At 34.4% G+C, this 23,795-nt stretch carries 23 protein-coding genes and 7 pseudogenes; 13 read left to right on the top strand and 17 right to left on the bottom strand.

What is annotated here, in order from left to right:
• Positions 1 to 89: 89 nt before the first annotated feature.
• The 3 genes and pseudogenes from AAGD99_RS08835 to AAGD99_RS08825 all read left to right on the top strand — a co-directional run bounded on the left by AAGD99_RS08835 (position 90) and on the right by AAGD99_RS08825 (position 3,530).
• On the top strand, positions 90 to 1,130 hold the full coding sequence (locus AAGD99_RS08835; protein ID WP_341823175.1) for a hypothetical protein: 1,041 nt from the start codon (positions 90 to 92) through the stop codon (positions 1,128 to 1,130).
• A 493-nt stretch (positions 1,131 to 1,623) separates the two neighbouring features.
• A pseudogene (locus AAGD99_RS08830) lies at positions 1,624 to 1,893 on the top strand (PD-(D/E)XK nuclease family transposase); the annotation flags it as partial.
• 587 nt (positions 1,894 to 2,480) lie between these two features.
• Positions 2,481 to 3,530: a Fic family protein gene (locus AAGD99_RS08825; RefSeq protein ID WP_341823174.1), complete on the top strand. Its 1,050-nt coding sequence runs from the start codon at positions 2,481 to 2,483 to the stop codon at positions 3,528 to 3,530.
• 166 nt (positions 3,531 to 3,696) lie between these two features.
• On the opposite strand, the pseudogene AAGD99_RS08820 reads toward AAGD99_RS08825, so the two are convergent.
• Positions 3,697 to 4,465 (bottom strand): annotated as a pseudogene (locus AAGD99_RS08820) (IS5 family transposase).
• 229 nt (positions 4,466 to 4,694) lie between these two features.
• On the opposite strand from AAGD99_RS08820, the gene AAGD99_RS08815 reads away from it, so the two are divergent.
• The 3 genes from AAGD99_RS08815 to AAGD99_RS08805 all read left to right on the top strand — a co-directional run bounded on the left by AAGD99_RS08815 (position 4,695) and on the right by AAGD99_RS08805 (position 6,732).
• Positions 4,695 to 5,381 carry an AAA family ATPase gene (locus AAGD99_RS08815; RefSeq protein WP_341823173.1) on the top strand — a complete coding sequence of 229 codons (687 nt, stop codon included), beginning with the start codon at positions 4,695 to 4,697 and terminating at the stop codon, positions 5,379 to 5,381.
• Positions 5,362 to 5,634 carry a hypothetical protein gene (locus tag AAGD99_RS08810; protein WP_341823172.1) on the top strand — a complete coding sequence of 91 codons (273 nt, stop codon included), beginning with the start codon at positions 5,362 to 5,364 and terminating at the stop codon, positions 5,632 to 5,634. Before AAGD99_RS08815 ends, AAGD99_RS08810 begins: the two co-directional genes overlap by 20 nt.
• Positions 5,635 to 5,717: 83 nt before the next feature.
• A protein-coding gene (locus AAGD99_RS08805; RefSeq protein WP_341822214.1) for an IS630 family transposase occupies positions 5,718 to 6,732 on the top strand; the annotation gives its coding sequence in 2 pieces (ribosomal slippage) (positions 5,718 to 6,182 and positions 6,184 to 6,732; 1,014 coding nt in all).
• Positions 6,733 to 7,488: 756 nt separating this feature from the next.
• On the opposite strand, the gene AAGD99_RS08800 is transcribed toward AAGD99_RS08805, so the two are convergent.
• The 4 genes from AAGD99_RS08800 to AAGD99_RS08785 form a co-directional block, all read right to left on the bottom strand.
• Positions 7,489 to 7,791, bottom strand: a complete 303-nt coding sequence (locus AAGD99_RS08800) for a type II toxin-antitoxin system RelE family toxin (protein WP_264735861.1) — start codon at positions 7,789 to 7,791, stop codon at positions 7,489 to 7,491.
• A complete protein-coding gene (locus tag AAGD99_RS08795) occupies positions 7,754 to 7,963 on the bottom strand; it encodes a DUF6290 family protein (RefSeq protein ID WP_264735862.1) in 210 nt (69 codons plus the stop codon). The genes AAGD99_RS08800 and AAGD99_RS08795 overlap by 38 nt, the downstream gene beginning before the upstream one ends.
• 236 nt (positions 7,964 to 8,199) lie before the next feature.
• Entirely contained in the window at positions 8,200 to 8,508 is a 309-nt protein-coding gene (locus tag AAGD99_RS08790) for a type II toxin-antitoxin system RelE/ParE family toxin (RefSeq protein ID WP_341823170.1), read from the bottom strand.
• Entirely contained in the window at positions 8,489 to 8,704 is a 216-nt protein-coding gene (locus AAGD99_RS08785; protein ID WP_264735863.1) for a hypothetical protein, read from the bottom strand. The genes AAGD99_RS08790 and AAGD99_RS08785 overlap by 20 nt, the downstream gene beginning before the upstream one ends.
• A 176-nt stretch (positions 8,705 to 8,880) precedes the next feature.
• On the opposite strand from AAGD99_RS08785, the pseudogene AAGD99_RS08780 reads away from it, so the two are divergent.
• A pseudogene (locus AAGD99_RS08780) lies at positions 8,881 to 9,599 on the top strand (Rpn family recombination-promoting nuclease/putative transposase); the annotation flags it as partial.
• A 789-nt stretch (positions 9,600 to 10,388) separates the two neighbouring features.
• Here AAGD99_RS08780 and AAGD99_RS08775 read toward each other — a convergent pair.
• Positions 10,389 to 11,403, bottom strand: a protein-coding gene (locus tag AAGD99_RS08775) for an IS630 family transposase (protein WP_341822214.1) whose coding sequence is annotated in 2 segments (ribosomal slippage) — positions 10,389 to 10,937 and positions 10,939 to 11,403 — 1,014 coding nt in all. Because the reading frame shifts where the segments join, the coding sequence is not laid out codon by codon here.
• 265 nt (positions 11,404 to 11,668) lie between these two features.
• Here AAGD99_RS08775 and AAGD99_RS08770 point away from each other — a divergent pair.
• Positions 11,669 to 12,025: pseudogene (locus tag AAGD99_RS08770) on the top strand (DUF4143 domain-containing protein); the annotation flags it as partial.
• 198 nt (positions 12,026 to 12,223) lie between these two features.
• On the opposite strand, the gene AAGD99_RS08765 reads toward AAGD99_RS08770, so the two are convergent.
• A complete protein-coding gene (locus tag AAGD99_RS08765) occupies positions 12,224 to 12,346 on the bottom strand; it encodes a hypothetical protein (RefSeq protein ID WP_341823168.1) in 123 nt (40 codons plus the stop codon).
• Positions 12,347 to 12,386: 40 nt separating this feature from the next.
• On the opposite strand from AAGD99_RS08765, the gene AAGD99_RS08760 reads away from it, so the two are divergent.
• Positions 12,387 to 12,980: an RDD family protein gene (locus AAGD99_RS08760; RefSeq protein ID WP_341823167.1), complete on the top strand. Its 594-nt coding sequence runs from the start codon at positions 12,387 to 12,389 to the stop codon at positions 12,978 to 12,980.
• Positions 12,981 to 13,160: 180 nt separating this feature from the next.
• Here the strand turns inward: AAGD99_RS08760 and AAGD99_RS08755 are convergent.
• Positions 13,161 to 13,328, bottom strand: a pseudogene (locus AAGD99_RS08755) (IS982 family transposase); the annotation flags it as partial.
• A 259-nt stretch (positions 13,329 to 13,587) separates the two neighbouring features.
• Between AAGD99_RS08755 and AAGD99_RS08750 the strand changes: the two are divergent.
• Together AAGD99_RS08750 and AAGD99_RS08745 are read left to right on the top strand one after the other, a co-directional pair.
• Positions 13,588 to 15,123 carry a hypothetical protein gene (locus AAGD99_RS08750; protein WP_341823166.1) on the top strand — a complete coding sequence of 512 codons (1,536 nt, stop codon included), beginning with the start codon at positions 13,588 to 13,590 and terminating at the stop codon, positions 15,121 to 15,123.
• Positions 15,124 to 15,219: 96 nt separating this feature from the next.
• On the top strand, positions 15,220 to 16,239 hold the full coding sequence (locus tag AAGD99_RS08745; protein WP_341822222.1) for an IS110 family transposase: 1,020 nt from the start codon (positions 15,220 to 15,222) through the stop codon (positions 16,237 to 16,239).
• 480 nt (positions 16,240 to 16,719) lie between these two features.
• Here AAGD99_RS08745 and AAGD99_RS08740 read toward each other — a convergent pair whose 3' ends face one another.
• The 6 genes and pseudogenes from AAGD99_RS08740 to AAGD99_RS08715 all read right to left on the bottom strand — a co-directional run.
• Complete coding sequence (locus tag AAGD99_RS08740) at positions 16,720 to 17,814, bottom strand: phage tail protein (RefSeq protein ID WP_341822221.1); 1,095 nt, start codon at positions 17,812 to 17,814, stop codon at positions 16,720 to 16,722.
• Positions 17,814 to 18,605: a baseplate J/gp47 family protein gene (locus AAGD99_RS08735; RefSeq protein WP_341822219.1), complete on the bottom strand. Its 792-nt coding sequence runs from the start codon at positions 18,603 to 18,605 to the stop codon at positions 17,814 to 17,816. The genes AAGD99_RS08740 and AAGD99_RS08735 overlap by 1 nt, the downstream gene beginning before the upstream one ends.
• Before the next feature lie 2 nt (positions 18,606 to 18,607).
• Positions 18,608 to 18,943 carry a GPW/gp25 family protein gene (locus AAGD99_RS08730; protein ID WP_341822218.1) on the bottom strand — a complete coding sequence of 112 codons (336 nt, stop codon included), beginning with the start codon at positions 18,941 to 18,943 and terminating at the stop codon, positions 18,608 to 18,610.
• On the bottom strand, positions 18,940 to 19,218 hold the full coding sequence (locus AAGD99_RS08725; protein WP_341822217.1) for a PAAR domain-containing protein: 279 nt from the start codon (positions 19,216 to 19,218) through the stop codon (positions 18,940 to 18,942). Before AAGD99_RS08725 ends, AAGD99_RS08730 begins: the two co-directional genes overlap by 4 nt.
• Positions 19,193 to 19,660, bottom strand: a complete 468-nt coding sequence (locus AAGD99_RS08720; RefSeq protein ID WP_341822216.1) for a phage baseplate assembly protein V — start codon at positions 19,658 to 19,660, stop codon at positions 19,193 to 19,195. Before AAGD99_RS08720 ends, AAGD99_RS08725 begins: the two co-directional genes overlap by 26 nt.
• 110 nt (positions 19,661 to 19,770) lie before the next feature.
• Positions 19,771 to 20,010: pseudogene (locus tag AAGD99_RS08715) on the bottom strand (hypothetical protein); the annotation flags it as partial.
• 267 nt (positions 20,011 to 20,277) lie between these two features.
• Here AAGD99_RS08715 and AAGD99_RS08710 point away from each other — a divergent pair.
• Entirely contained in the window at positions 20,278 to 21,297 is a 1,020-nt protein-coding gene (locus tag AAGD99_RS08710) for an IS110 family transposase (RefSeq protein ID WP_341822215.1), read from the top strand.
• A 365-nt stretch (positions 21,298 to 21,662) separates the two neighbouring features.
• Here the strand turns inward: AAGD99_RS08710 and AAGD99_RS08705 are convergent.
• A pseudogene (locus AAGD99_RS08705) lies at positions 21,663 to 21,890 on the bottom strand (hypothetical protein); the annotation flags it as partial.
• 88 nt (positions 21,891 to 21,978) lie between these two features.
• Between AAGD99_RS08705 and AAGD99_RS08700 the strand changes: the two are divergent.
• Positions 21,979 to 22,993, top strand: a protein-coding gene (locus tag AAGD99_RS08700; RefSeq protein ID WP_341822214.1) for an IS630 family transposase whose coding sequence is annotated in 2 segments (ribosomal slippage) — positions 21,979 to 22,443 and positions 22,445 to 22,993 — 1,014 coding nt in all. Because the reading frame shifts where the segments join, the coding sequence is not laid out codon by codon here.
• On the opposite strand, the gene AAGD99_RS08695 is transcribed toward AAGD99_RS08700, so the two are convergent.
• Together AAGD99_RS08695 and AAGD99_RS08690 are read right to left on the bottom strand one after the other, a co-directional pair.
• Positions 22,984 to 23,481 carry a phage tail protein gene (locus AAGD99_RS08695; protein ID WP_341822213.1) on the bottom strand — a complete coding sequence of 166 codons (498 nt, stop codon included), beginning with the start codon at positions 23,479 to 23,481 and terminating at the stop codon, positions 22,984 to 22,986. The two genes, AAGD99_RS08700 and AAGD99_RS08695, sit on opposite strands and share 10 nt — an antisense overlap.
• Positions 23,482 to 23,787 (bottom strand): hypothetical protein, encoded by a 306-nt coding sequence (locus tag AAGD99_RS08690; RefSeq protein ID WP_341822212.1) that lies wholly within the window; start codon positions 23,785 to 23,787, stop codon positions 23,482 to 23,484. It abuts the gene before it with no gap.
• Positions 23,788 to 23,795: the final 8 nt, after the last annotated feature.

Genomic DNA, 23,795 nt, shown 5'->3' with positions numbered 1-23,795 from the left:
AGTTGTGTAAAGAACAACTTCGTCCTTTACACAACTTAAATTATATAGTAATCATTTCTTAGCAACAAAAAAAGATTACCAGCACCACCATGCAAAAAGATTTTTACTTTAATAAAAGAGAAAGTCAAGAAAAAAAAATCCTGACTTCTTATTATCGTATATCCCATAACTTCAACATACGTGGCAGCTCGCATTTAGTTAATGTCAACAGCAAACATCTTCGAGCGCAAATCAACTCTAGAAGAAGAATAAAAGCGCGAGAAAAGTCAGTTGAGCTCAAGCTTCCAGTTAGAACTTTCGACGATGAAACGCGTCTTACTGCCAGTGAACTATTACAAGTTTTAAAAAATAAGGAAGTAAGATGGTTTAAAAATGGAACTTCTGTTCCAGAAGAACATAGTACCTATCTTTCAGGAAAGTTCAATCCGCATAAGGCAAAGAAAATCTTTTCCAATGCAGCCCAAAAAGAGGCGGAAAAATACTTTGTAGAGATAGTAAATGATAAGTTTTACAGTCTAAAAACTTCGCAAGCCCCGGACGTACTATCTATTAGAGAAGATGCCATAAAAAAAGTTTTAGAAAAGTTCCAGGACCACCCTGAAATTGAGGCAATAAAGGTCTACGTCAAAAATCTCTGGATAACCTTTGATGAGCATTTATACAGCATTAGAGGTATGAAAGAAAAAGTCGACCGCCACATTGATTTTATAATTAAAAATACTAATCAGGAGAGGGAGGAAAAACTACTTGCAGGAGGAAAAACGCCAGACGACGTATATCAAATTTTCAGGACGGTACAGGGATATAACCTGTACCAAATAAGTCTGCTGAGCGAGCGAGGAGGAGCTGCTGTTGAAATATACGTAAGGAAAGAGCTGGAGCGGCGGCTAAAACTGCTTTTCAACAGGTTTAAAGACAGAATGATCAGAATTGGTGTTGACACGGAGAAAGACTTTTTCTCGATCGCGCGGCGGCATTTTTCCTTTCTATTCACGAAGAAGTACATTCGCAATAGAAGAAGGATATTGCGGGAGCTACGCCATATACTATCTTGTATTAGAGAAAATCCGTTTGATGTTCTAAAGGATTACGACAAATTATGCAATCTACAGGGAGTTAGACCCCCCTGAATAAGAAGTAAAAATGTTAACGTTTCACCTGAAAGTGACCCTCTTATTGCCTAATTGAAGAAAACTCATTAAAAACTTGGTAACTATACAAGTTTTTATATAAATAGTTCTACTTTTATTCTAAGAGAGTAGTACTAAGTAGTTTTTCTTTCTATTTTTTCTAAAAGTTATCCACAATTTTGTTAGTAACAATGTATATAAGTAGATATTATATATTTTTTAGTATATTCTTATTAAAGAAGTGGAAAGTGCCCCCTAATATAAAAATAAAGTTATAAGAACTAATACCTGAGTTATCCACAACTTTGTTGATAATCCAAGATACCGATAGCTTTAGGTTTACCTACAATTTGATAAGCGAAAACTCATGAATCCTCTGACAACGTTGCATATTTTGACTCTGCATGTTCTTTGGGACCATACATCCAAGAATTGTTTTCTTGAATTCTATTTTTTGCGACATTGTCGTAGGCGTGTAGGTAAGGTTACTTGCAAACATTACCTGAATGACTTTAGTTTTACTTTCATAGAACTACCAAAATTTCCAAAAACAAAAGAGGATCAACTAGAAAACATAGTTGAGAAATGGTGTTATTTTTTTCGATACGCAGCAGAAACAAGGGAAGAGGACCTGGATAAAATAGTTGGTAGCAATGTAATAATAAAACGAGCATATGAAGAGATGAACAAGCTTAGTTGGTCGGAAGAAGAATTACTAGCATATGAACAAGAGAAGAAACGCCTAATGGATGAGATGGCTGCTAATAAAATCTAAGAACTCACGCCAAGAAATTTTGTGCACATGAGTTAGTGAACAATTCATGCCTCATTAATTAGCTCGTTTGTAAGTTTGCAGACATACTTTGAGGTTTAAGTGTAATAGAAACACGGTGGCCATTTAAAGCGTTTTAAAAGGTTTTTATAGCGTTGTTTGTAATTAGGTAAATTAATAGCTTTATTCAGAAAATATCTGTAATACCCTTTAGAATTTGAATAAAAGGGTAAGTCTTAGTGTAAGCAAATCTGTATGGCAGACTTTTTCTTATTTAAGTGTTTGTGATATCAAAATACTAAAACATTAAAGTATTAAAATAGTAAAGTATCAGAATATTAAAATACTAAAATATCAAAATACTAAAATATCTTGACTCTAAATAGAAGTATGAGAAGACATCTGGATTAAAGTATGCTCTTAAAAGAAATTTGCCTTTTTTACTGGAAGATGTGGCAATTGAGCCAGCCAGAGAGTTTTGTGTATATGCAAAAAACTAATGAGAGAGCAACAATTTAAGAGTTTGCTAATAGGATATTTTCGAATATAATTGAGTATAATTGGATAAGAATACGGATATGTTTGATATTTCAAAAATTGAAATAACACCTGAAATACTAAAATTAGTTGCTGAGATTGATGAATTTAAAGGAGCATGGCAATTATTTGGTAATTTAGCTCCAGAACGTTTACAAATGCTCAAAAAAATTGCAACAATTGAAAGTATTGGTTCTTCTACTCGTATTGAAGGGGCAAAATTATCAGACCGTGAAGTTGAACAATTATTATCCAAACTTGATACACGCTCATTTCGTTCTCGGGATGAACAAGAAATAGCTGGGTATGCGTATGTGTGTGAGGAGGTATTTCAAAACTTTGAAACTATGCCGTTCACAGAAAACATCATAAAACAGTTTCATATCTGGCTTTTGCAATTTTCATATAAAGATCAAAGACACATGGGAGAATATAAGAAATTTCCCAATCATGTTGAAGCGTTTGATGAATCTGGAAAAAGCTTAGGCATAATTTTTGAAACAGCTTCTCCATTTGAAACGGTGATACAAATGCAAGAACTTATTTATTGGACTAGCCAGCAATTAGGAGTGAAATCGTCACACCCTCTATTAATTATTGGCATTTTTATAGTTACTTTTTTGGCCATCCACCCCTTTCAAGATGGAAATGGAAGGTTATCACGTATTCTTACAACTTTCTTGTTGCTAAAGTTAGGGTATACATACGTACCTTACAGTTCTCTTGAAAGTGTAATTGAAAGTAACAAGGAGAGTTATTACTTAGCTTTGCGTCGTACTCAACAATCTTTGAAAACGAGCGGCTATGATTTTAATCCATGGCTTATGTTTTTTTTAAGATCACTGCAAAAGCAAAAGTCTCATCTTGAGCAAAAGGTGTCACATGAAAAGGTATTAAATCTTTATTTACCACCACTTTCAGCCAAAATATTAGTTTTGCTTAGCAAACATGGACGTCTTACAATGAAGGATTTAGAAAATATTACTAAAGCAAACCGCAATACCTTAAAGAAGCATGTATCTAATCTTGTGAAGAGTAATTACATTACTCAGCATGGAAAAGGAAAAGCAACTTGGTATGTAAGCATTTAGTTAAAACGCAAAAAACTGTAGCTGAGCCAGAAAGGCTGGATAAATTAGCTAAGTGATGTAAGAGAAACCATCTTTTGTCCTGACGATATCTGCGATGTTGAAGAATGACGCTGTTTCCGTTCGAGCACCTTTTTCTTGTTTTAGTATGTGTGGTATAAGAACCTGTTCATAATCTTTTCAGGAGTAAGGCAGTGAAAGCCAGAACGACCATTTGTAGGCTAGTATTGAGTTTTCGCTCACAATTTTTCCACAATCTTCTACATTTTTCTAACCAAGCAAAAGATCGCTCCACAACCCATCTTTTGGGCAATACAACAAAGGAATGTAATTCATTTCTTTTTATCACTTCAACGGTTGCACCAATAATCGTTTTTATTTGAGTTGCAAAATTCTCTCCCGTATAGCCTGCATCAACCAGTACATTTTTAACTCCCGAGAGGTTTTCTTTTGCATTTTCTACCATTCTCACAGCACTGCTACGGTCAGTTATCTCTGCTGTTGTTACATAAATTGCATGCTTGCGTATCTACTGCAATATGGCCCTGAAATCTTTTTGCCTGCATCATAGCCTTTTTCTTCAGCAGTATCTGCATTTTTTACACTCTGTGCATCAATTATGCAGAAGCTGGTTTTTTCTTTCCGACCATTGTTTTGTCGCAACTATTTTTTTTTAACACCAGCTCCAGAACACTTTCTTTATTTGCATCTGGTTTTTCACTCCACTTCTTAAAATAGTCGTAACAATTGCGCCATTTTGGAAACTCTTTTGGTAGCATTCTCCACTGACAACCGCTTTTCAGAACGTATAATACTCCACAAAATACATCATACAAATCAAGTTTTCTTGGTTTTGTTTTTTTTCTACAGGACTCTAGATCTGGTAATATAATCTCAAATCTTTCCCAACTTATATCACTTGGGTATAAACTCCTCATATATCCTAACTTATATACATTATCTCTTAGTTTATTCCTTTCTTGAGATCATGTACAGGTTCTAAGACATTAAAGTATCTAAGTATCAAAATATCTAAATATTAAAGTATTCAAACATCAAAATATTTAAATATCAAAATACTAAAGTATCTAAGTATCAAAATACTAAAATATCTTGACTCTAAATATCGGAATATCATAATAGGCTATATCAATTAATGTAGGGGATATGATAATAGTTGTCGGTGGTCAAAAAGGGGGTAGCGGCAAAACAACTATAGCCACGAATATAGCGACGATGCGCGTCATGGAAAATAGAAATGTCCTTCTCTATGATATTGATCCGCAAAGGACAGCTACCTTATGGGTATCAAGACGAAGGGAGGACCAAAGTCTACCGGGAATTAGCATTAGTCGAGAGGTATTAGGTAAGCGAACAATTGATGTTGGTATAGTAATAATAAATCAACTACAAGCTTTACGGTCCGAACATCAAGAGGTTGTTGTTGATGTAGGTGGTGCTAATAATCAAGTATTGAGAGCTGCTTTGTCATTAGCTGACCTAGCTATATTTCCCATGGTTCCATCTGGATTTGATATGTGGACAATTGAAACTCTTAGCGATTTAGTTGCCGGTGCTCAAAGATGCAAGAAAAACTTTAACGCAAAAGTACTACTTAATAAAGTTAATACCAACCCAGTCACAGCTAAAAAAGAAATCGAAGAATGTGATGATTTTTTAAGTGATTTTGACAACCTAACAAGATTCGATAATTTTTTAAGTGAACGAATTGCGGTACGACGAGCCTCTAACGAAGGTATGGCAACTGTTGAATATAAACCAGCAGATTTAAAGGCATCTGAGGAAATCAAATCTATTTATAAGGAGGTCTTAAATGCCCGAGTTACAGCCTAAAAAAAGAAGAAAAAAACCTACATTTCCAGAAGGTGAATTTAATGAGATACCTAGTGATTCTGCTGTAAGTTATACAAATGAGGATCAAAAGAGTTTTGTTAAAGAAATGGAGGAACCACGACGACTAATAACGGCAAAAATACCACTTAGTTTATATAAGAAACTAAGAGAAACAGCCTTTAAAACAGAAGATAAAATCACTCGTATCATAATCAAAGCTGCAGAAGAGTACATTAAAGCCTTAGAGAAATAATATGTAATACCAATTCCTAAAAATAAATAGACGAATAAAGAAAAATTTCTAAAATAGAATAATTTAAGAATTAGTGGGGAGTTATGGCAGGAAAAAGTAAAGCAATAGGAGAAGAATTATATAATAAGTGTAACCTGGAATTAAAGAAGCACGGCATAAGAGGAGAGATAGGAAGAAGATTACAGGCAATAATATCTGCAAAAGAATATGGAATAACAAAAGTTGCTCAAATATACCGAATTACTAGAACTACATTGATGAAGTGGATTACAAGATTTAAGGAAGGAGGAGTCAATGCGTTTAAAATACAACCAGGACGTGGAGTAAAGCCGAAGTTGAGCTACAAGCAGCAAGAAGAAATTAAAAATGTCATAGCAGAAGAAGGAGCCAACCTAACGGCTAAGAAATTAAAAATCATAATTGAGAAAATGTTTTCTATTGAGGTAAGTAAGTCTACAGCACATAGACTGATGCAAAAGTTAGGTTTTTCGTATATTACTCCAAGGCCTGTGCACAATAAACAGGATAAAAATAAACAAGAAGAGTTTAAAAAAAAATCTTAATGAAACTATTGTCACGTATCCCGAAAAAGAGCTATTTTTCTTCGATGAGTCGCGGTTTGGCACACATTCAAAGATTGGACACGGGTGGTTTAAAAAAGGCATTAGGACACAGGTTAAGGTAAAATTAGGTAGGCAAAACTTTTATCTCTATAGTGCAGTTAATCCTAGAAATGGAGAGAGTTCTAGCTTATTCGTACCAAACGTCAATACTGATTGTATGAATATATTCCTTGAGCAGATGTCACAATATTTAGGAACAAGGGAGGCATTTCTTGTTGTGGATTGTGCAGGATGGCATAGATCCAAAGGTTTAAAAATACCACAAAATATTACCTTAATCTATTTACCTCCATATTCACCAGAGTTAAATCCAGTAGAGCGTTTATGGCAATATTTGAAAGACAATCTCATTAAAAATAGAATATATGACTCTGTTAGTTTATTGGAGGATACTGTATGTGCATTCATTCGTAATATTACGGAAAGTTCGATCAAAACCATTTGTTCTGTGAGTTATTTGCCTACTTATTTATGAGATTTGGTATTAGAGGTAGTATGCCTATGCGCCCTGAAATAGAGAAAAATTTTAAGACCCTGTTAGTACACTTTGCAGGTTCTTGAAGATATCTCAGGATCAAAAATAGCGCCCTTTAGCTAGAAATGCCCTATGAAAACTAGATTTTCTAAAGATACGTGCATGTTTTGTAATAGTTGTTTTACCAGACTCTGTAATGCCCAAAGCAGTTAGAAAATCCTTCTAAGACTGGGGTTATAGAGCGTAAGTACATAAATTGAATTTTATAGTTTCAATATGCAAGAAAAGGTTAAAGATGGCAACACTTACACGAACATTATGATTTGAAAACAGGGTTTTGCACAAAAAAACAAGGCTTGCTGAACTTCCTACAAAAACATAGTTGATCTCTCTGGAATTAAGTAGTTTATCACTTAAACAACTAATTTTATATCTTCATCAACGTCCATCGACCCTGAGCCCTCCTTCCTGATCCATTCTCTACCTTAAACCGGAGGCTCCTCAAACTCTAAATCTTGTTTTCGTCGCCTCTCCCCTAATTATATACTATATTATATATAAAATATAATATAGTATATAATTTATAGGGGGGTAACCAAAAAAATGAGCTTTTTTTGAGCTGAGCAAAGCCACCTAAGGTAGAGAATGGATCAGGAAGGAGTGGTGTATAAAATATATTTAATGTTTATAGAATATCTTCTAATTGAAACAGGAAAAGTGGTTACGTAAAAAATATATATATGTTTATAGAATGTTTTAATCTCCGTAAATGTATTCTCTATGCTCTATTGCAGTAATTATTACTATACGTTCTGATTTAATTACTCGATAGATCAAGCGGTAATCACCTGTTCGTATTCTACGGTATCCTTTGAATTCACCAAGCAAGGGATCCCCTGACTTCTCAGGGGAAAGCGTAAGGCGCTCTTTTACAATTTCTTTTATCCTTGACCATATTGTCTTAGGAAGGTTTGGAATATCTTTGTGAACTACATTTTCCTCATAACAGATTAAGTAATTATCACCAGTTGATGTCTTCATGCCTAATGAATTTTGCATTTCGAGTGTCGCGTTGAACAGCGAGTTTGGCTATCGCCATATCTTCTTCATTTTCAATTGCTTCTTGTATAAACTGCTCTGCTAGCTCTTGAACTGATTGGTTTTTTACTTTAGCTAGACGAGCAAGATCTTTTAAAACTTTTTCACTAATATTAACGCCTGAATCTGCCATATGTTTTACCAAAGTCTACTACTATAGCAATTTTACAACATCTTTCTAAATTTTTCAATAAAGAAAATAGTATATAATTTATAGGGGGGTGTACCAAAAAAATGAGTTTTTTTTGAGCTGAGCGAAGCCACCTAAGGTGGAGAATGGATCAGGAAGGAGTGGTGTATAAAATATATTTAATGTTTATAGAATATCTTCTAATTGACACAGGAAAAGTGATTACGTAAAAAATATATTTAATGCCTACTAAGTATCTTCCTAGCCTTCTCGTAAATGGTATCTCTGTGTCCTATTGCAACGATGGTTACTTTGTGTTCTACAGTGTTTACGCGATATATAATGCGATAATTACTAACTCTTAGCCTTTTGTGTCCTTTTAAGCTATGATGTAGCGGCTCACCAAGTTTTATTGGATCAACTGTAAGTCGCTCTCTTATCGCTTTTTTGATTCCTGTCTTTATATTCTCTGGTAAGGATGGTATATCCTCCTCACGAACACGCTTGAGGTATTTGATGGTATATGGTTTATTCCCAGACGTCTTCACTATCTTCTATTTCTTCTGCACCATCAACGTCATACTCATTAGCAACTGCAGATAACAGAATATCTTCTTCTTCAAGTTCAATTGCCTCTTTGATTAGCCTTTCTGCTAGCTCTTGAGCAGACTGGTTGGAAAGTTTAGCTAAATCAGCAAGATGCTGTGAAGTTTCTTTACTGAGAGCTATACTAGCGTTTGCCATAAGTTTTACCAAAGTCTACTAATAATTATACAGCATTTTTTTTAATTTTTCAATAAAGAAAATGAATTAGGAAAGATGCCTGTATAGGAATACATAATATAACTGTGTAGCAAAAATAAGATTTCTATTTGTAGAAAGTAGTGTATAACCGTTAATATTTTTCGGGCATTTTTACTATGGCTTTGTTAAAATTTCTTGATGCACGAACCGATTGCGCTTTCAAGAGAATATTCGGTACTGAGAGGAATAAAGACATCCTCATTCATTTTCTCAATGATATTTTAGGCTTTACTGGTTTGGCTACTATCCAGAATGTTCAATTTTTAGCTGCCATTTTGGATTTTGAGATTGCCGCTAAAGAGCAGGGCATTTTTGATGTTCTTTGTGAGGACTCTCAAGGTTCCAGTTATATTGTTAAAATGGCATTCACTAAGACCAAAGGTTTTGAGAAATGTGCCCAATATTATGCTGCTAAAACTTACGTAAACCAAATAGATATAGATAAAGTAGATCAAGAGTATCATAAACTCAAGAAAGTTATCTTTATAACTGTTGCTGATTGTATTATTTTTCCAAACAAGAATGAGTACAAGTCAGATCATGCTATTCTAGGTAAGGTTACTTGCAAACATTACCTGAATGACTTTAGTTTTACTTTCATAGAACTACCAAAATTTCCAAAAACAAAAGAGGATCAACTAGAAAACATAGTTGAGAAATGGTGTTATTTTTTTCGATACGCAGCAGAAACAAGGGAAGAGGACCTGGATAAAATAGTTGGTAGCAATGTAATAATAAAACGAGCATATGAAGAGATGAACAAGCTTAGTTGGTCGGAAGAAGATTACTAGCATATGAACAAGAGAAGAAACGCCTAATGGATGAGATGGCTGCTAATAAAATCTAAGAACTCACGCCAAGAAATTTTGTGCACATGAGTTAGTGAACAATTCATGCCTCATTAATTAGCTCGTTTGTAAGTTTGCAGACATACTTTGAGGTTTAAGTGTAATAGAAACACGGTGGCCATTTAAAGCGTTTTAAAAGGTTTTTATAGCGTTGTTTGTAATTAGGTAAATTAATAGCTTTATTCAGAAAACATCTGTAATACCCTTTAGAATTTGAATAAAAGGGTAAGTCTTAGTGTAAGCAAATCTGTATGGCAGACTTTTTCTTATTTAAGTGTTTGTGATATCAAAATACTGAAACATTAAAGTATCAAAACACTAAAATATCAAAATATCAAAATATTAAAGTACTAAAGTATCAAAATATTAAAGTACTAAAGTATCAAAATACTAAAATATCTTGACTCTAAATATCGGAATAGAATTAAAGTAGGGAATAGTTGTCGGTGGTCAAAAAGGTGGCAGTGGCAAAACAACCATAGCGACGATGTGCGTCATGGAAAATAGAAATAACCTTTACTACACCCAGTGTACAGGATTTTTAATTTTTCAATAAAGAAAGGAAGGAGGGCTATATAATCTCTATTGTATAAATTACTCATAAATCTCAATGGTAATGAAACAAATTAAAAAGAGCGCCTTTTTGCCTATAGATGGGGATTTGAGCGAATTTGTGATATTTGCCTTCCCAATAACGAAGTTGGTATTAGATATGCAGAGGTTAATATAAATGCATTGTTGAACTTAACACTCCTCCGACAATGTTATACCAAATCTCATAAATAAGTAGGCAAATAACTCACAGAACAAATGGTTTTGATCGAACTTTCCGTAATATTACGAATGAATGCACATACAGTATCCTCCAATAAACTAACAGAGTCATATATTCTATTTTTAATGAGATTGTCTTTCAAATATTGCCATAAACGCTCTACTGGATTTAACTCTGGTGAATATGGAGGTAAATAGATTAAGGTAATATTTTGTGGTATTTTTAAACCTTTGGATCTATGCCATCCTGCACAATCCACAACAAGAAATGCCTCCCTTGTTCCTAAATATTGTGACATCTGCTCAAGGAATATATTCATACAATCAGTATTGACGTTTGGTACGAATAAGCTAGAACTCTCTCCATTTCTAGGATTAACTGCACTATAGAGATAAAAGTTTTGCCTACCTAATTTTACCTTAACCTGTGTCCTAATGCCTTTTTTAAACCACCCGTGTCCAATCTTTGAATGTGTGCCAAACCGCGACTCATCGAAGAAAAATAGCTCTTTTTCGGGATACGTGACAATAGTTTCATTAAGATTTTTTTTTAAACTCTTCTTGTTTATTTTTATCCTGTTTATTGTGCACAGGCCTTGGAGTAATATACGAAAAACCTAACTTTTGCATCAGTCTATGTGCTGTAGACTTACTTACCTCAATAGAAAACATTTTCTCAATTATGATTTTTAATTTCTTAGCCGTTAGGTTGGCTCCTTCTTCTGCTATGACATTTTTAATTTCTTCTTGCTGCTTGTAGCTCAACTTCGGCTTTACTCCACGTCCTGGTTGTATTTTAAACGCATTGACTCCTCCTTCCTTAAATCTTGTAATCCACTTCATCAATGTAGTTCTAGTAATTCGGTATATTTGAGCAACTTTTGTTATTCCATATTCTTTTGCAGATATTATTGCCTGTAATCTTCTTCCTATCTCTCCTCTTATGCCGTGCTTCTTTAATTCCAGGTTACACTTATTATATAATTCTTCTCCTATTGCTTTACTTTTTCCTGCCATAACTCCCCACTAATTCTTAAATTATTCTATTTTAGAAATTTTTCTTTATTCGTCTATTTATTTTTAGGAATTGGTATCAGTTTATCTGATTCCTATAAATGTTAATTCAGCTATTTTAAAGGTAGAATACCCTGGGTTACATAGCCTTAACATGCACCCACTGGCTAGTTATATCCAAACCTACATTGAGCGAGATGTTCGACAACTTAAAAATATTGAGAATATTGCAAACCTTCCTCAACAGGTCGAGTAGCTTAATTTATCATCTTTTGCTCAAGATTGTGGCATTTCTCATACAACCGTGCGACAATGGCTGAATATTTTGGAAGCTAGTTACCTAATATTTTTTCTTCAACCATTTCACCAAAGTTTCAACAAGCGTTTAATCAAGATGCCAAAGTTATACTTCTATGACACTGGTCTTGCTTGTACGCTCCTTGGCCTTGAAAAGGAGAATCAACTAGAAACACACTACCTTAAAGGAGCTCTGTTTGAAAATTTGATTGTTTTGGAGATTTTCAAGAGGCGCCTCAATCAGGGGTTACCTGCTAATCTATATTTTTGGCGTGACCGAACGGGACACGAAGTAGATTTATTAGCAGAATGGGGTGGATGCTATTGAAATTAAGCACGCTTCAGAGTGATTTTTTTTAAAATGTACAGTATTTCTGTGAACTCTCTCAAACAGCTAAGGGGTTATACAGGTCAGCAGACACGCAAAAGTTAAACTTGTGCCAATAAATGAAATAGATCAACTTACCCAGTTGCTCGGTTGAAAGCAAGAGAAGACAAGGAGCAGCAAACAAACAATTTTTATTATTTAATTGCTAGTCTGATATGTTATACCAATTCTCAATAATAATGAGACAAATGAAAAAGAGTGCTTTCCGCCTATAACTGGAGGTTTAAGTGAATTTATCGTATATTCTATTTGTCTTCCCAATAACGAAGTTTGGTATTAGGCAATCGTGTTGGGTACAAAAATGGATAACTATGCGGGAATTAATAAACGTGTTATAGCGTTTATAGTTGATCAAATAATATTTCCTGTCTTTTTTCTATTCATTTTGTCCATATCATCAGGTGAGACCTTTACTGAACTTGTTAATGTTGTCTTCAGTTATACTGATACAGACTTTTTAGTGCAAGAAGGAGTATTAGGAATATTACTGCTTATAGTATTGGAAACATTAATGATAGCAAAACTTGGCTGGACTCCAGGAAAGTTGTTATGTGGCATATACATAAAAGATGCAAATACACTTGAAAATATTGCTTTAATGCAAGTAGTGATAAGAAGCACTCTTAAGATGCTTTTGTTGGCACCTTTCTGTATTTCTGAGTGGTTTTTAATGTTACCAGTCTTGGTTTTAATATTTGCAGTATTTGATAAACGCAAGCAGTTCTTCCACGATAAAATTGCAAAAACAGTAGTAATAGATTACAGACCTGAAAAATGCCACTTAAATTTAAACTGCGTGGAAATAACTAGGCGTGTTATAGCATATATTATTGACAGTCTTATACCAAACTTCGTTATTGGGAAGACAAATAGAATATACGATAAATTCACTTAAACCTCCAGTTATAGGCGGAAAGCACTCTTTTTCATTTGTCTCATTATTATTGAGAATTGGTATTACTATTATGGGAACTTCTTTAGTCTATTTAATTCTTGTAGGAGTGATTTTTCACATTGCTGGATTTAAATTATTCATTACACGTAGTTGCTTATTTTTTTTGCTACCAATAGTATTTGGAGTATTCATGATAAGTAGAATTATTGTGATAATTTCAGAATACTTTATTTCTGGTACTCTGGTAGGTTTTTTACCACTTGACAATAGTATGTTTGCAAAATTTTCATCTATTGTTTTACAATAATCATCTACAAAACAGAACAATTCTGTTATATTCTTATTCATTGGGTAACCTCCTATTATCGCTAAAATACTGGAGTTTACCCTCTTTTCCCCTCCTCTCTTACTATTTTTCTAATCCATAGTTAGCGTCTTAAGGGTATTACCTCTTATGAATTTATATGTTATCAGTGCTCCAGAATTATTTATACTAAATCCTCTTCACCACACTCTTGAACCATGCAGCTAAACATACAAATTAATAAATTATTATAATTTTTACTAAGATACTAATATAGTTAAGATTTAATAGTGAGGTATCAAAATGAAAAAATACACTAATGCATGGTTAAAGACTGACTCAAATAATCACGATTGTGCAAATGATGGCACCTGCGGGCAATCTATAAGGGATTTTAGGATTGATGATTCTAATATTTTCTTCCATGATGGCGATGGAAAAACGATTGCACAGATACCTTATTTGCCTGGTAGATTCCCTAGTAAGTACAATAATAATTTATATAACGAGACATTTCAACAAAAATTTAATAAGTGTACAATTCCAAAAAAGATTCAAGATCTATTGCCTAATCAATTTAATTTTGAATATGGAAAGTTGAATTGCGTAATACATTATGACGATGTATCGCAACGGGAGCAAGATCAAATAAAGCTTGATATTCAAAATGCTTATGAGGCATATAAAGCAAAGTTTTGTATAAATAGTGATACTCAAGTTACTGTGAATACCTATATTCTTAATAATGATCTTGATTATGAGAAATATGGCACTTTGGTTCCTGGGTTTTCAAAGAGTCAATCTTCGCTAAATAATTCTTTGGGGATAACAAATGGAGAAAGCATATTGCTCCATAAAGCTAGTGGTATGGACAAAGTTTTGGCTCATGAATTCGCTCATGTGTTTCAATTGAAGTTTTCCACAGCAGAGGTAAGGCAATTAGACGATGCAAATAGAGAGCTAATGGCAAATGCCATTGGACTGGAGGTAGAAGAAAAAAACCATGAGGTGATAGAAAAAAACTACAAAGCCCTTTGTGAACAAAAAGGTGTAGATGAATATAAAGATTTTGGATCGCGGGTTGATTTTAAATACAAAGGTACAACTTGTACTATATACCGCCAGAACCTTTCAGAAGAAGAAGAACTTCAAATTATAAAAAATGTCAAGAATGTTTGTGGACTAATAGATTGGTATAAAGATTTTGGATCGTGGTTTATTTTTGAATACAAAGGTACAACTTGTACTATATACCGCCAGAACCTTTCAGGAGAAGAAGAAGAACTTCAAATTATAAAAAATGTCATGAATGTTTGTGGACTAGTAGATCAATATACAGAATATAACCGGGAGTCTCAATATGGACAGAGGTTTCAAATTGAATACAAAGGTACAACTTGTACTATATACCGCCAGAACCTTTCAGAAGAAGAAAAACTTCAAGTTATACAAAATCTCAAGAAGAATGTTTGTGGACTAGTAGATGCATATAAAGATCATGGACTAGTAGATGAATATACAGATCGTAGAGGTGCATGGACGGATCATAAGTTTGTAGATCGTGATGGACGGCTGTTTGAACTTGAATACAAAGGCGTCTTTTATTTAGTACAACACAAGAACCTTTCAGAAGAAGAAAAATTTCAAATTATACAGGATATCAGGAGCTCTTATGAGTCGCTTGTTAGTCAATGTGATAGATTAGGGAAAAAGTATGAAAGTTTAGTAGTGATTGAAGTTGATAAAAGTAAGGACATAGATATAATATATTGTTATGATCTCAAGGATGGTACACTCAAAGAGTTAGATAAGACACATACTGTAATTGCTATTGAATGATGGAGAGACATACTCCATTATTTTAGCACGAAGTAACAAGTTCAATAGAATTAGTTCTTCAAAAATAATTTAAACTTTTACAGTAGGAGCAGTCTTATGAAATATTATAGTGGATTAGATGTCTCACTCAAGGAAACTTTTATCAGTATCGTTGATGAGAAAGGAAAAATTGTTAAAGAAGAAGTTATTGTAAGTGAAAGCAGTACAATAGCGGAGTATTTGCTTAGTCAAAGCAAAAAATATGAAGCAATAGGGATAGAAAGTGGACAACTATCAATATCAATGTGCAAAGAATTGAGGAGATTTGGATTGCCAGTAACTTGTGTAGATGCAAGGCATATGGCAGCAGCATTGTCTGCAAGAATCAATAAGAATGATAAAAATGATGCAAGAGGTATAGCACAAATGATGAGAGTTGGGCTATTTAAAGAGGTATTAGTAAAGTCAGATGAAGCTTGTCAGATTAAAATAATGCTTGGAAGCAGAAGACAATTAACACGTAGCAGAGAGAAAATTGAGGGAACAATAAGAGGATTATTAAAAATATACGGGATAAAAATTGATCAGCGTGCCAGATCTACAAGTTTCATTTTAAAAGTGCAAGAAATAATTAATGAGCTAGATGAAATTAGCAAGAACTCAATTGAAGCATTAGTACATAGCTTAGAAACAATAGAAGAATCGATAAGAAAACTTGACAAAATGCTCTCAGAGCAAGGTAAAAAAGATGAGGATTGTAAATTATTAACTACTGTTCCAGGAGTTGGTATTATAGTAGCAATGACATACAAAGCTGCGATAGATGATGCATATAGGTTTGAAACATCTTATGCAGTTGGAGCCTATATGGGATTGAGCCCAAGACAGTACGCTTCTGGAGAGATTGATCGGCATGGAAGTATATCAAAAATGGGACCAGTAGAATGTAGGAATGTGTTGTACGAAGCAGCACAAGTCTTACTGGTAAAATGTAAAAGGAAATTTAAATTGAGAAGCTGGGGATTGAGGCTTGCAAAAAAGAAGGGTATGAAGAAAGCAATTGTTGCCGTAGCGCGGAAGTTGTCTGTAATTATGCATAGGATGTTGGTTAGTAAAACAGAATTCTGTTATCAATAAATGCAAAAAGTAGATAATTTGATGTAAAGTAAAGATAGCAATGCCGATGGAAGGGATAAGCAAGATCCTAGGTTGAAGCATAGACTTCGTAAGACACATGTTGCCGTCCACTTCCGCCTAACAAGTATAGTGCGGCTTGGCTAAAATACAAATTAGCCATATCAGACCGCGGAGAGAACCATGGAAGCATGCTATTTTAACTTATATTAAGACTATGGAGGGAAAGAATGATACCTTAGTTTTTATAAGCTTAATGAATATGTGGATAAATACTTTAAATGTGTGTGGCGTATTTATCCACATATTCATTGGCTGCATAATTTAAAAGAGATTAATTAGAAATTTAGTGCTGGTGTTTTGATTGCCAATAAAACCCCTTTTGATTGAATAAGATAATACGATAGTAAATAAAAGGTTGTATCAGACCTGAGTTTTACATCAAAAAATATTTTTCATGATACAAAAAATTATTATTGACTTTCATGCAATTAGAGAACCTGGGTAAAACACCAAAATGTAATTTTCTAACTCCTGTATTGAATCCTTTTGCTCTGAATTTAATTCGCTTTCAAAATGAATGTAGTGTTCTGTTACGCTAAATCTTATTATTTTGGGGGTAGAGAAATTCTTTACTTGATAGTGGTGAACGGCAAAAAATCTTTCTAAAATTGGCTGGTATTTTAAATTCCACAGTTGTTCAGATAGCTTATCACTTCCTAGTAAAAACCTTTTTCCCCTCTCTTCTATACTACTTACTGGAAAACAAGCATTTACTTCTCCTAAATTCCAACTATCTGATAATACTATCTGCGCCTTTGCAAACTTAATTGCTGGTAATAAGCTCTGTGGTAGCGGATATAGTGCTTTGAAGTTATACCACACATGATTTCTTTCATAAATACCGTTATAATTCTTTGTGTGAGGCTCGGTTTCTCCAAGGATTGCTACATCTAGCCGGTATATATCATTGCTCAAAGCTCGTTCATAATGATCTCGCAAGTAACTATCTATAATCTCTACTAATGGACCATTAGACCTGAAAAAATTCACTCTTCCAAATGATAACACTGGGCCATCTTCTTCTATTTTTACACCTGAGTAATCCGATAACAAACTGCCAAAAAAGCTTTCATCTAAAATAAACCTATCAACGTTATCGTTAAAAATCCTCATTAGTCTCGATCTTGCTGGCAATGATAGCTTTGCTAATTCTACTACTGCATCTACGAAGAAGTCGTTTGGTACGTTTCTTATCCCTATCTGTAATTCAAAAAAGTGTTTACCGGGTGGCTCTTCAATAATTGTAATATCTTCTATACTTGCCCATTTTAATGCTATTTTCAGTGACGCCGGTGTTCCTCTTAAACGCTGAAATTTTATTCCTTCCTCTACGGCTTTTCTTTTGTCTTTTACCCAACGCAGAATCTCTTCTAACCCATATTCCTCTATTATCCATGGTAATACTTTTTCCCCTGGGCTAAATTTAAATCCTTTTACGCTGCTTGGATCAACTTTGTAATCGATTGCATCAACCAGTGCTTTTTCTTGTTTTGTTGCATTTGGCGGTAATAGCATTAGTTCAACTCAACATTTAAACTTTTTAAGAAAGCACATTCATTCCCCAGTACCACAACATCCTCTCTTGGCTCGATTAATTCTACGTTTTCTACTCCTTCTACGAATAAATTCGCTATAATCCACGATCTTGTCACCTTCCATCCCAATCTTTTCGTTGTTTCAAATTTTTCGATAAATTTCTTCTTTACCGTTTCAATAATATCTGGTCTTTTAATGCTAATTTTACTGTGGATATCTATTTCAATAATATTGCAACCAACTACTGTTATCGTATCTGTTAATACCCTTATATCATCCCTGGTGACTCGCTTTCTTACAATATCAAGTAGTTCTTCAGACGCTATGCTATTTGTGGATAACTCCGTGGATAAAATCGAGATCTCTACACTTCCTGGCACTTTTGATTCAACCAGCGCATCCTTTACTCTACTATCTGCTGAGAGTGCTTGAAACCGATAATTTCCTCCCGTGCTCCAGCCAACTATTTTTGCCTTGATTCTTTTCCTAAAACTTTCATCATTTTCCCCGTTCTCCCTTTCCACTCCGTAAAATTCAGCTAAATTATCAAGATCTTCTCCCATTGCAAACTTAAGTAAATTACTTTTTACTGCTTCGTTTATTCTTTCTCTCAGCAAAAGTTCTCGCCATGCTGCTACCTCCAGAATCTTCATCGCTGGGTCACTTTCTACTAATGCTGTAAAACTTGCATCATGCTTCACTAACTCTTCCTTCATCCGAGCAAAAATCTCTTCAAAGTTCAGTGGTTCGATAATATTTGGCTGCTCCATCTTTATACTACAATTCCTTCAAAATGAATATTTTCTCCATTTGGTGTATATATCCCTTCCAGGGCAATAGTGACTTTCCCTTCTTTCACCTCTGTGATTTTTACCTTTTCGAGTTTGAATCTTTTTTCCCATTTTTCTAGTGCTCCTGCTGTTGCCGCATAAATTTCCAGCGTAAAGTCCCTATTGATTGGCTTATCCACTAATTCAAATAGTCGTGACCCATAATTTCTCCGCATAATACGTGATCCTATCGGTGTGGTTAATATATCAATTATTGATTGTTTCAAATGTTCTATTCCTTCTAATTCCTTTCCCGTGCTAGCATTCATGCCTCTCATTCTGCAAATACATTTTTGCTAACACCTATCACTTTAAAACCACACGATACCAAGTCTCCTGTTCTTGTTACCCCAATACCATTCACAAATACGCTGTTTGATCCTTGTGTTATCGTCTCTCCCAGAGTTACAATATCACCTTTTCGACACACAGATCTACCGTTTACAAAAACGTCGTTACTACCACTCATACAAACATGTGCCGGTATTCCACTGCAATAATCTCCTACACAAACTATAGCTCTTCTATTAATTAAGGTCGATTCTCTTTGCATTGAGTTTTATACCACCCTTGGTAATCTTTACACTTGATTCTCCAACCCTAAAAGTAATCTTATCAACTACAGATACTTCCAAATGATGGTTTTTCTTGTCATATGATATTTTTGTCCCGTCTTCAAATAAAAAACAATCTACCTCTTTTTTGCTTTCCGGAGCAGGGTATTTTTGTTGGTATATCCCAGCTAAAACAACTCCTAACGATAACTCTCCAAGTGGTGAAAATATCACAACTTGCTCATCAATATTCGGTGCAAACCAACTTATATCTTCTCCTGCTCTTGCCGTTACCCATGGAAGCCAATCGGTTATAAATTCTCCTACTTTTACCCGCACTCTTGCCTTTTCATAGTCTACTTCTTTAACTAGACCTATACGAATAATGTTCGCTAGCTTTCTATTTAGCTCTGCAATGGCAAAATTATGCTCTAATACCAAACTTCGTTATTGGGAAGACAAATAGAATATACGATAAATTCACTTAAACCTCCAGTTATAGGCGGAAAGCACTCTTTTTCATTTGTCTCATTATTATTGAGAATTGGTATAACATGTACATCTCCTACATTTATGGTATGTGGTATCACACCTATTTCAGACCATCTCGACTCACCTGTATGTAGCTCGTGGATCCATTCGACCAGCCACACTAGATATGCATCTAATTCTGGTCTAAAATTGTCTACTTCCGCTGATATAAATTCACCTGCTGAAACATTGTCCACGTTCCAAGTATTCTTATTTACTACTCTTGCTACTTCTGCTGCCAGTGACCTCACAACTATCGAGATGATATGAATTGTTATTGCTTGGCTGGAAGCATGAGAAGATAATAACTTCTCAGAGTGGATAGGTGGCAGGTTGAAAGGATTCATGAGGCCCTATTTTGCTTTTATATGCAATAATGGGATTAGACCTCGTTATCGAGATTAACCGCCCCTGCCACCGAAAACCATCGTGCGGCCCATAAAATTTGGTGACCGCGTATAGGAGGTTGGACCAACCGGTAATATTCTACTCTGATATTTTGTAGTATTCAATAAGAGGGAAAATTTATGCGTTACATAGGTGTTGATTTACATACTAATAGCTTTACTGTTTGCTACTTAGAAACAGGAAAGCAAGAATATATTCGCACATTTCACTTACAGAACTTGGACAATTTCGTTGAAGGTCTTAAATCAGAAGATGAAATAGCTTTCGAAGCTACAGGTAATAGCTGTTTCTTTTATGATGCAGTGTCATCTTACGTCAAGCGCGCAGTGATAATTGCACCCTGGCAATTTGAAGTTATTCGCCGCTCTGTAAAGAAGACAGACAGGCATGATGCAAGAGCTATTGCTTTCTTTCTAAGCAAGGATATGTTGCCTGAAGCGAGATGTAAAAGCAAACAATGCCAGCAGTTAGCTTCTCTTCTTCGAACAAGAGAGCAGTTAGTGAAATCACAAGTATCTCTAATCAATAAAATGCACGGTCTTTTTAATTATCATGGGATAAAAATTAAGAAGGAAACGCTGACAACTAAAGCTGGATTTGAACGCTCTATTCAAAAACACAATTGGGATTATATAGAAAAGATAGAGATTGAAGTAATTATCTATCAACTGGAAGCTATTAGAGAAAATCTCAAGAAGCTTAAAGAAGAAATTACTGCTTTTGCTAAGCAACTTCCTGGATTTAATAACCTTATCAGTATTAAAGGTATTGGTGCAATTTCTGTAGCAGTTTTTATCACGACAATTGGCGATATTAATGATTTTAGCAATCCTGAAAAGCTCACTGCTTATTTCGGAGTTGTACCATCAGTTTCTCAATCTAATCAGCAATGTACTATTGGAAGAATCACCAAATATGGGCCAAAAATGGCACGAACTTCTTTAGTACAGTGTACCTGGGTCGCTATACGATATAGTCCTTACCTGAAAAGTTTTTACGAGCATGTGAAAAAGAAGCGTGGTTCTGCTAAGGCTATTATTGCAACTGCTAGAAAATTTCTAACAACCATTTTCTATACACTGAAAAGGAACTGGATTTTTGAAGATTTTACAAAATTTGAATTTTTTATTGAACAATAATTGTAAGGGAAAATATGATACCTTAGTTTTTATAAGCCAAATGAATATGTGCTTTAAGTGTATGTAGACGCACATATTCATTAGCTACATTAATTTAAAAATATTAATTAAAAACTTAGTATTAGTATTTTTGTTGTCAATGAAACAACTTTTGATCGAATAAGATGGTACAGTAATAAATAAAAAATTACATTAGAGCTGAATTTTACATCAGAAAATGTTTTGAGTAATACAAAAATCATTATTGACTTTTATGCAATTGAGAGCTACCGATCTCTGACAGACATTTTCTACATACTTAAAGACAACCGGGTTTTTAAAGATTTTACAAAATATGAAATTTCTTATTGACAACAATCATAGGAGGAATTCTCGACTGTTCCATCAACTATCACTCTTGCCTCAAATCTTGCTTTCAGCGCCAATTCCTCTGTTCCCGGATCTTTTCCTGGTTCTAAACTCACAAGCTCTACAAACACTGCTGGGGCTACTATTTCCCGACGTACCGCTCTATACACTTCACATGTCTGTATCGCTGGTATCTCTTCCCTGAGCTTATTACAAATTGCCTCATGTAAATTTCCCCAGAACATTATTTCATATAATACCAATTCCTAAAAATAAATAGACGAATAAAGAAAAATTTCTAAAATAGAATAATTTAAGAATTAGTGGGGAGTTATGGCAGGAAAAAGTAAAGCAATAGGAGAAGAATTATATAATAAGTGTAACCTGGAATTAAAGAAGCACGGCATAAGAGGAGAGATAGGAAGAAGATTACAGGCAATAATATCTGCAAAAGAATATGGAATAACAAAAGTTGCTCAAATATACCGAATTACTAGAACTACATTGATGAAGTGGATTACAAGATTTAAGGAAGGAGGAGTCAATGCGTTTAAAATACAACCAGGACGTGGAGTAAAGCCGAAGTTGAGCTACAAGCAGCAAGAAGAAATTAAAAATGTCATAGCAGAAGAAGGAGCCAACCTAACGGCTAAGAAATTAAAAATCATAATTGAGAAAATGTTTTCTATTGAGGTAAGTAAGTCTACAGCACATAGACTGATGCAAAAGTTAGGTTTTTCGTATATTACTCCAAGGCCTGTGCACAATAAACAGGATAAAAATAAACAAGAAGAGTTTAAAAAAAAATCTTAATGAAACTATTGTCACGTATCCCGAAAAAGAGCTATTTTTCTTCGATGAGTCGCGGTTTGGCACACATTCAAAGATTGGACACGGGTGGTTTAAAAAAGGCATTAGGACACAGGTTAAGGTAAAATTAGGTAGGCAAAACTTTTATCTCTATAGTGCAGTTAATCCTAGAAATGGAGAGAGTTCTAGCTTATTCGTACCAAACGTCAATACTGATTGTATGAATATATTCCTTGAGCAGATGTCACAATATTTAGGAACAAGGGAGGCATTTCTTGTTGTGGATTGTGCAGGATGGCATAGATCCAAAGGTTTAAAAATACCACAAAATATTACCTTAATCTATTTACCTCCATATTCACCAGAGTTAAATCCAGTAGAGCGTTTATGGCAATATTTGAAAGACAATCTCATTAAAAATAGAATATATGACTCTGTTAGTTTATTGGAGGATACTGTATGTGCATTCATTCGTAATATTACGGAAAGTTCGATCAAAACCATTTGTTCTGTGAGTTATTTGCCTACTTATTTATGAGATTTGGTATAACTCATTTGCTGATCAAAATACTTCTCAAATACTCTTTCTACTTCATTATCAACTAACTCTTTCATTATTTCCCGAGCTTGCGTGTTTACTTTAATTTCATCTATTGGTAACGGTGTCATATACCTTCTTCTGAATATTCCTATATGACCATTTTTCATTGTTGCTATAAATGCTCCTTCATACATACGGCTTCCTACCTTTGCTCCTATCTTTGTCTGTTTTATGCTCCCAAGTTTTGCTACTCCTATCCACTGCGAACTGAGCTTTACTATCGACCATAAACGCTTTCTATTTGCTTTATCCACACTTAACTTTTTTCTCATTGCTTTTTTTGGTATTTGTTTTTCTTCGCTAACTTGTTTAACAGTTTGCGATCTTACCCACAGTGCTGTTTTGTTTAATGCCCTCACCGCTGCTTTTTCCACTTTCGCTTTCTCTGCATCTATGCTACCGGTGATTTCTATGTTTATACGCATTTACACCCCTAACGCTTGAATTTTCCATAGCATTCCCGAATTGTCCCTAAGTGGCGGTGTGTGTACTCTGTATCTACAACTACCTATGGAAAAAGTATCTCCTACTACTGGCTGCAATATATCAAAGACACTCACCTCCAAAATCAACATCTCCCCGACAAATTGTCCTTCACCAATTCCATATAATTTATCTGGTTGTTGTTTCAGCACCTGAACCATGTATGACTTATCCTTTGATTCATACAACGCTTGCTGCCCTAGATGTGCAAAACAATCTGCAAATAATCTTTTTATTTTTCCTTGCATATTTTACC

The organism is Wolbachia endosymbiont (group A) of Clivina fossor, from assembly GCF_964026865.1.
Taxonomy (GTDB): Bacteria; Pseudomonadota; Alphaproteobacteria; order Rickettsiales; family Anaplasmataceae; genus Wolbachia.
The sequence above is the reverse complement of the archived record's forward strand: the minus strand, read 5'-3'. Positions and strand labels throughout refer to the sequence as shown.

Coding starts and splice junctions, on each gene's coding strand:
- AAGD99_RS08835 (WP_341823175.1), top strand. CDS start 90: ATGCAAAAAGATTTTTACTTTAATAAAAGAGAAAGTCAAGAAAAAAAA.
- AAGD99_RS08825 (WP_341823174.1), top strand. CDS start 2,481: ATGTTTGATATTTCAAAAATTGAAATAACACCTGAAATACTAAAATTA.
- AAGD99_RS08815 (WP_341823173.1), top strand. CDS start 4,695: ATGATAATAGTTGTCGGTGGTCAAAAAGGGGGTAGCGGCAAAACAACT.
- AAGD99_RS08810 (WP_341823172.1), top strand. CDS start 5,362: ATGCCCGAGTTACAGCCTAAAAAAAGAAGAAAAAAACCTACATTTCCA.
- AAGD99_RS08800 (WP_264735861.1), bottom strand. CDS start 7,791: ATGCAAAATTCATTAGGCATGAAGACATCAACTGGTGATAATTACTTA.
- AAGD99_RS08795 (WP_264735862.1), bottom strand. CDS start 7,963: ATGGCAGATTCAGGCGTTAATATTAGTGAAAAAGTTTTAAAAGATCTT.
- AAGD99_RS08785 (WP_264735863.1), bottom strand. CDS start 8,704: ATGGCAAACGCTAGTATAGCTCTCAGTAAAGAAACTTCACAGCATCTT.
- AAGD99_RS08760 (WP_341823167.1), top strand. CDS start 12,387: ATGGATAACTATGCGGGAATTAATAAACGTGTTATAGCGTTTATAGTT.
- AAGD99_RS08750 (WP_341823166.1), top strand. CDS start 13,588: ATGAAAAAATACACTAATGCATGGTTAAAGACTGACTCAAATAATCAC.
- AAGD99_RS08745 (WP_341822222.1), top strand. CDS start 15,220: ATGAAATATTATAGTGGATTAGATGTCTCACTCAAGGAAACTTTTATC.
- AAGD99_RS08740 (WP_341822221.1), bottom strand. CDS start 17,814: ATGCTATTACCGCCAAATGCAACAAAACAAGAAAAAGCACTGGTTGAT.
- AAGD99_RS08735 (WP_341822219.1), bottom strand. CDS start 18,605: ATGGAGCAGCCAAATATTATCGAACCACTGAACTTTGAAGAGATTTTT.
- AAGD99_RS08730 (WP_341822218.1), bottom strand. CDS start 18,943: ATGAGAGGCATGAATGCTAGCACGGGAAAGGAATTAGAAGGAATAGAA.
- AAGD99_RS08725 (WP_341822217.1), bottom strand. CDS start 19,218: ATGCAAAGAGAATCGACCTTAATTAATAGAAGAGCTATAGTTTGTGTA.
- AAGD99_RS08710 (WP_341822215.1), top strand. CDS start 20,278: ATGCGTTACATAGGTGTTGATTTACATACTAATAGCTTTACTGTTTGC.
- AAGD99_RS08695 (WP_341822213.1), bottom strand. CDS start 23,481: ATGCGTATAAACATAGAAATCACCGGTAGCATAGATGCAGAGAAAGCG.
- AAGD99_RS08690 (WP_341822212.1), bottom strand. CDS start 23,787: ATGCAAGGAAAAATAAAAAGATTATTTGCAGATTGTTTTGCACATCTA.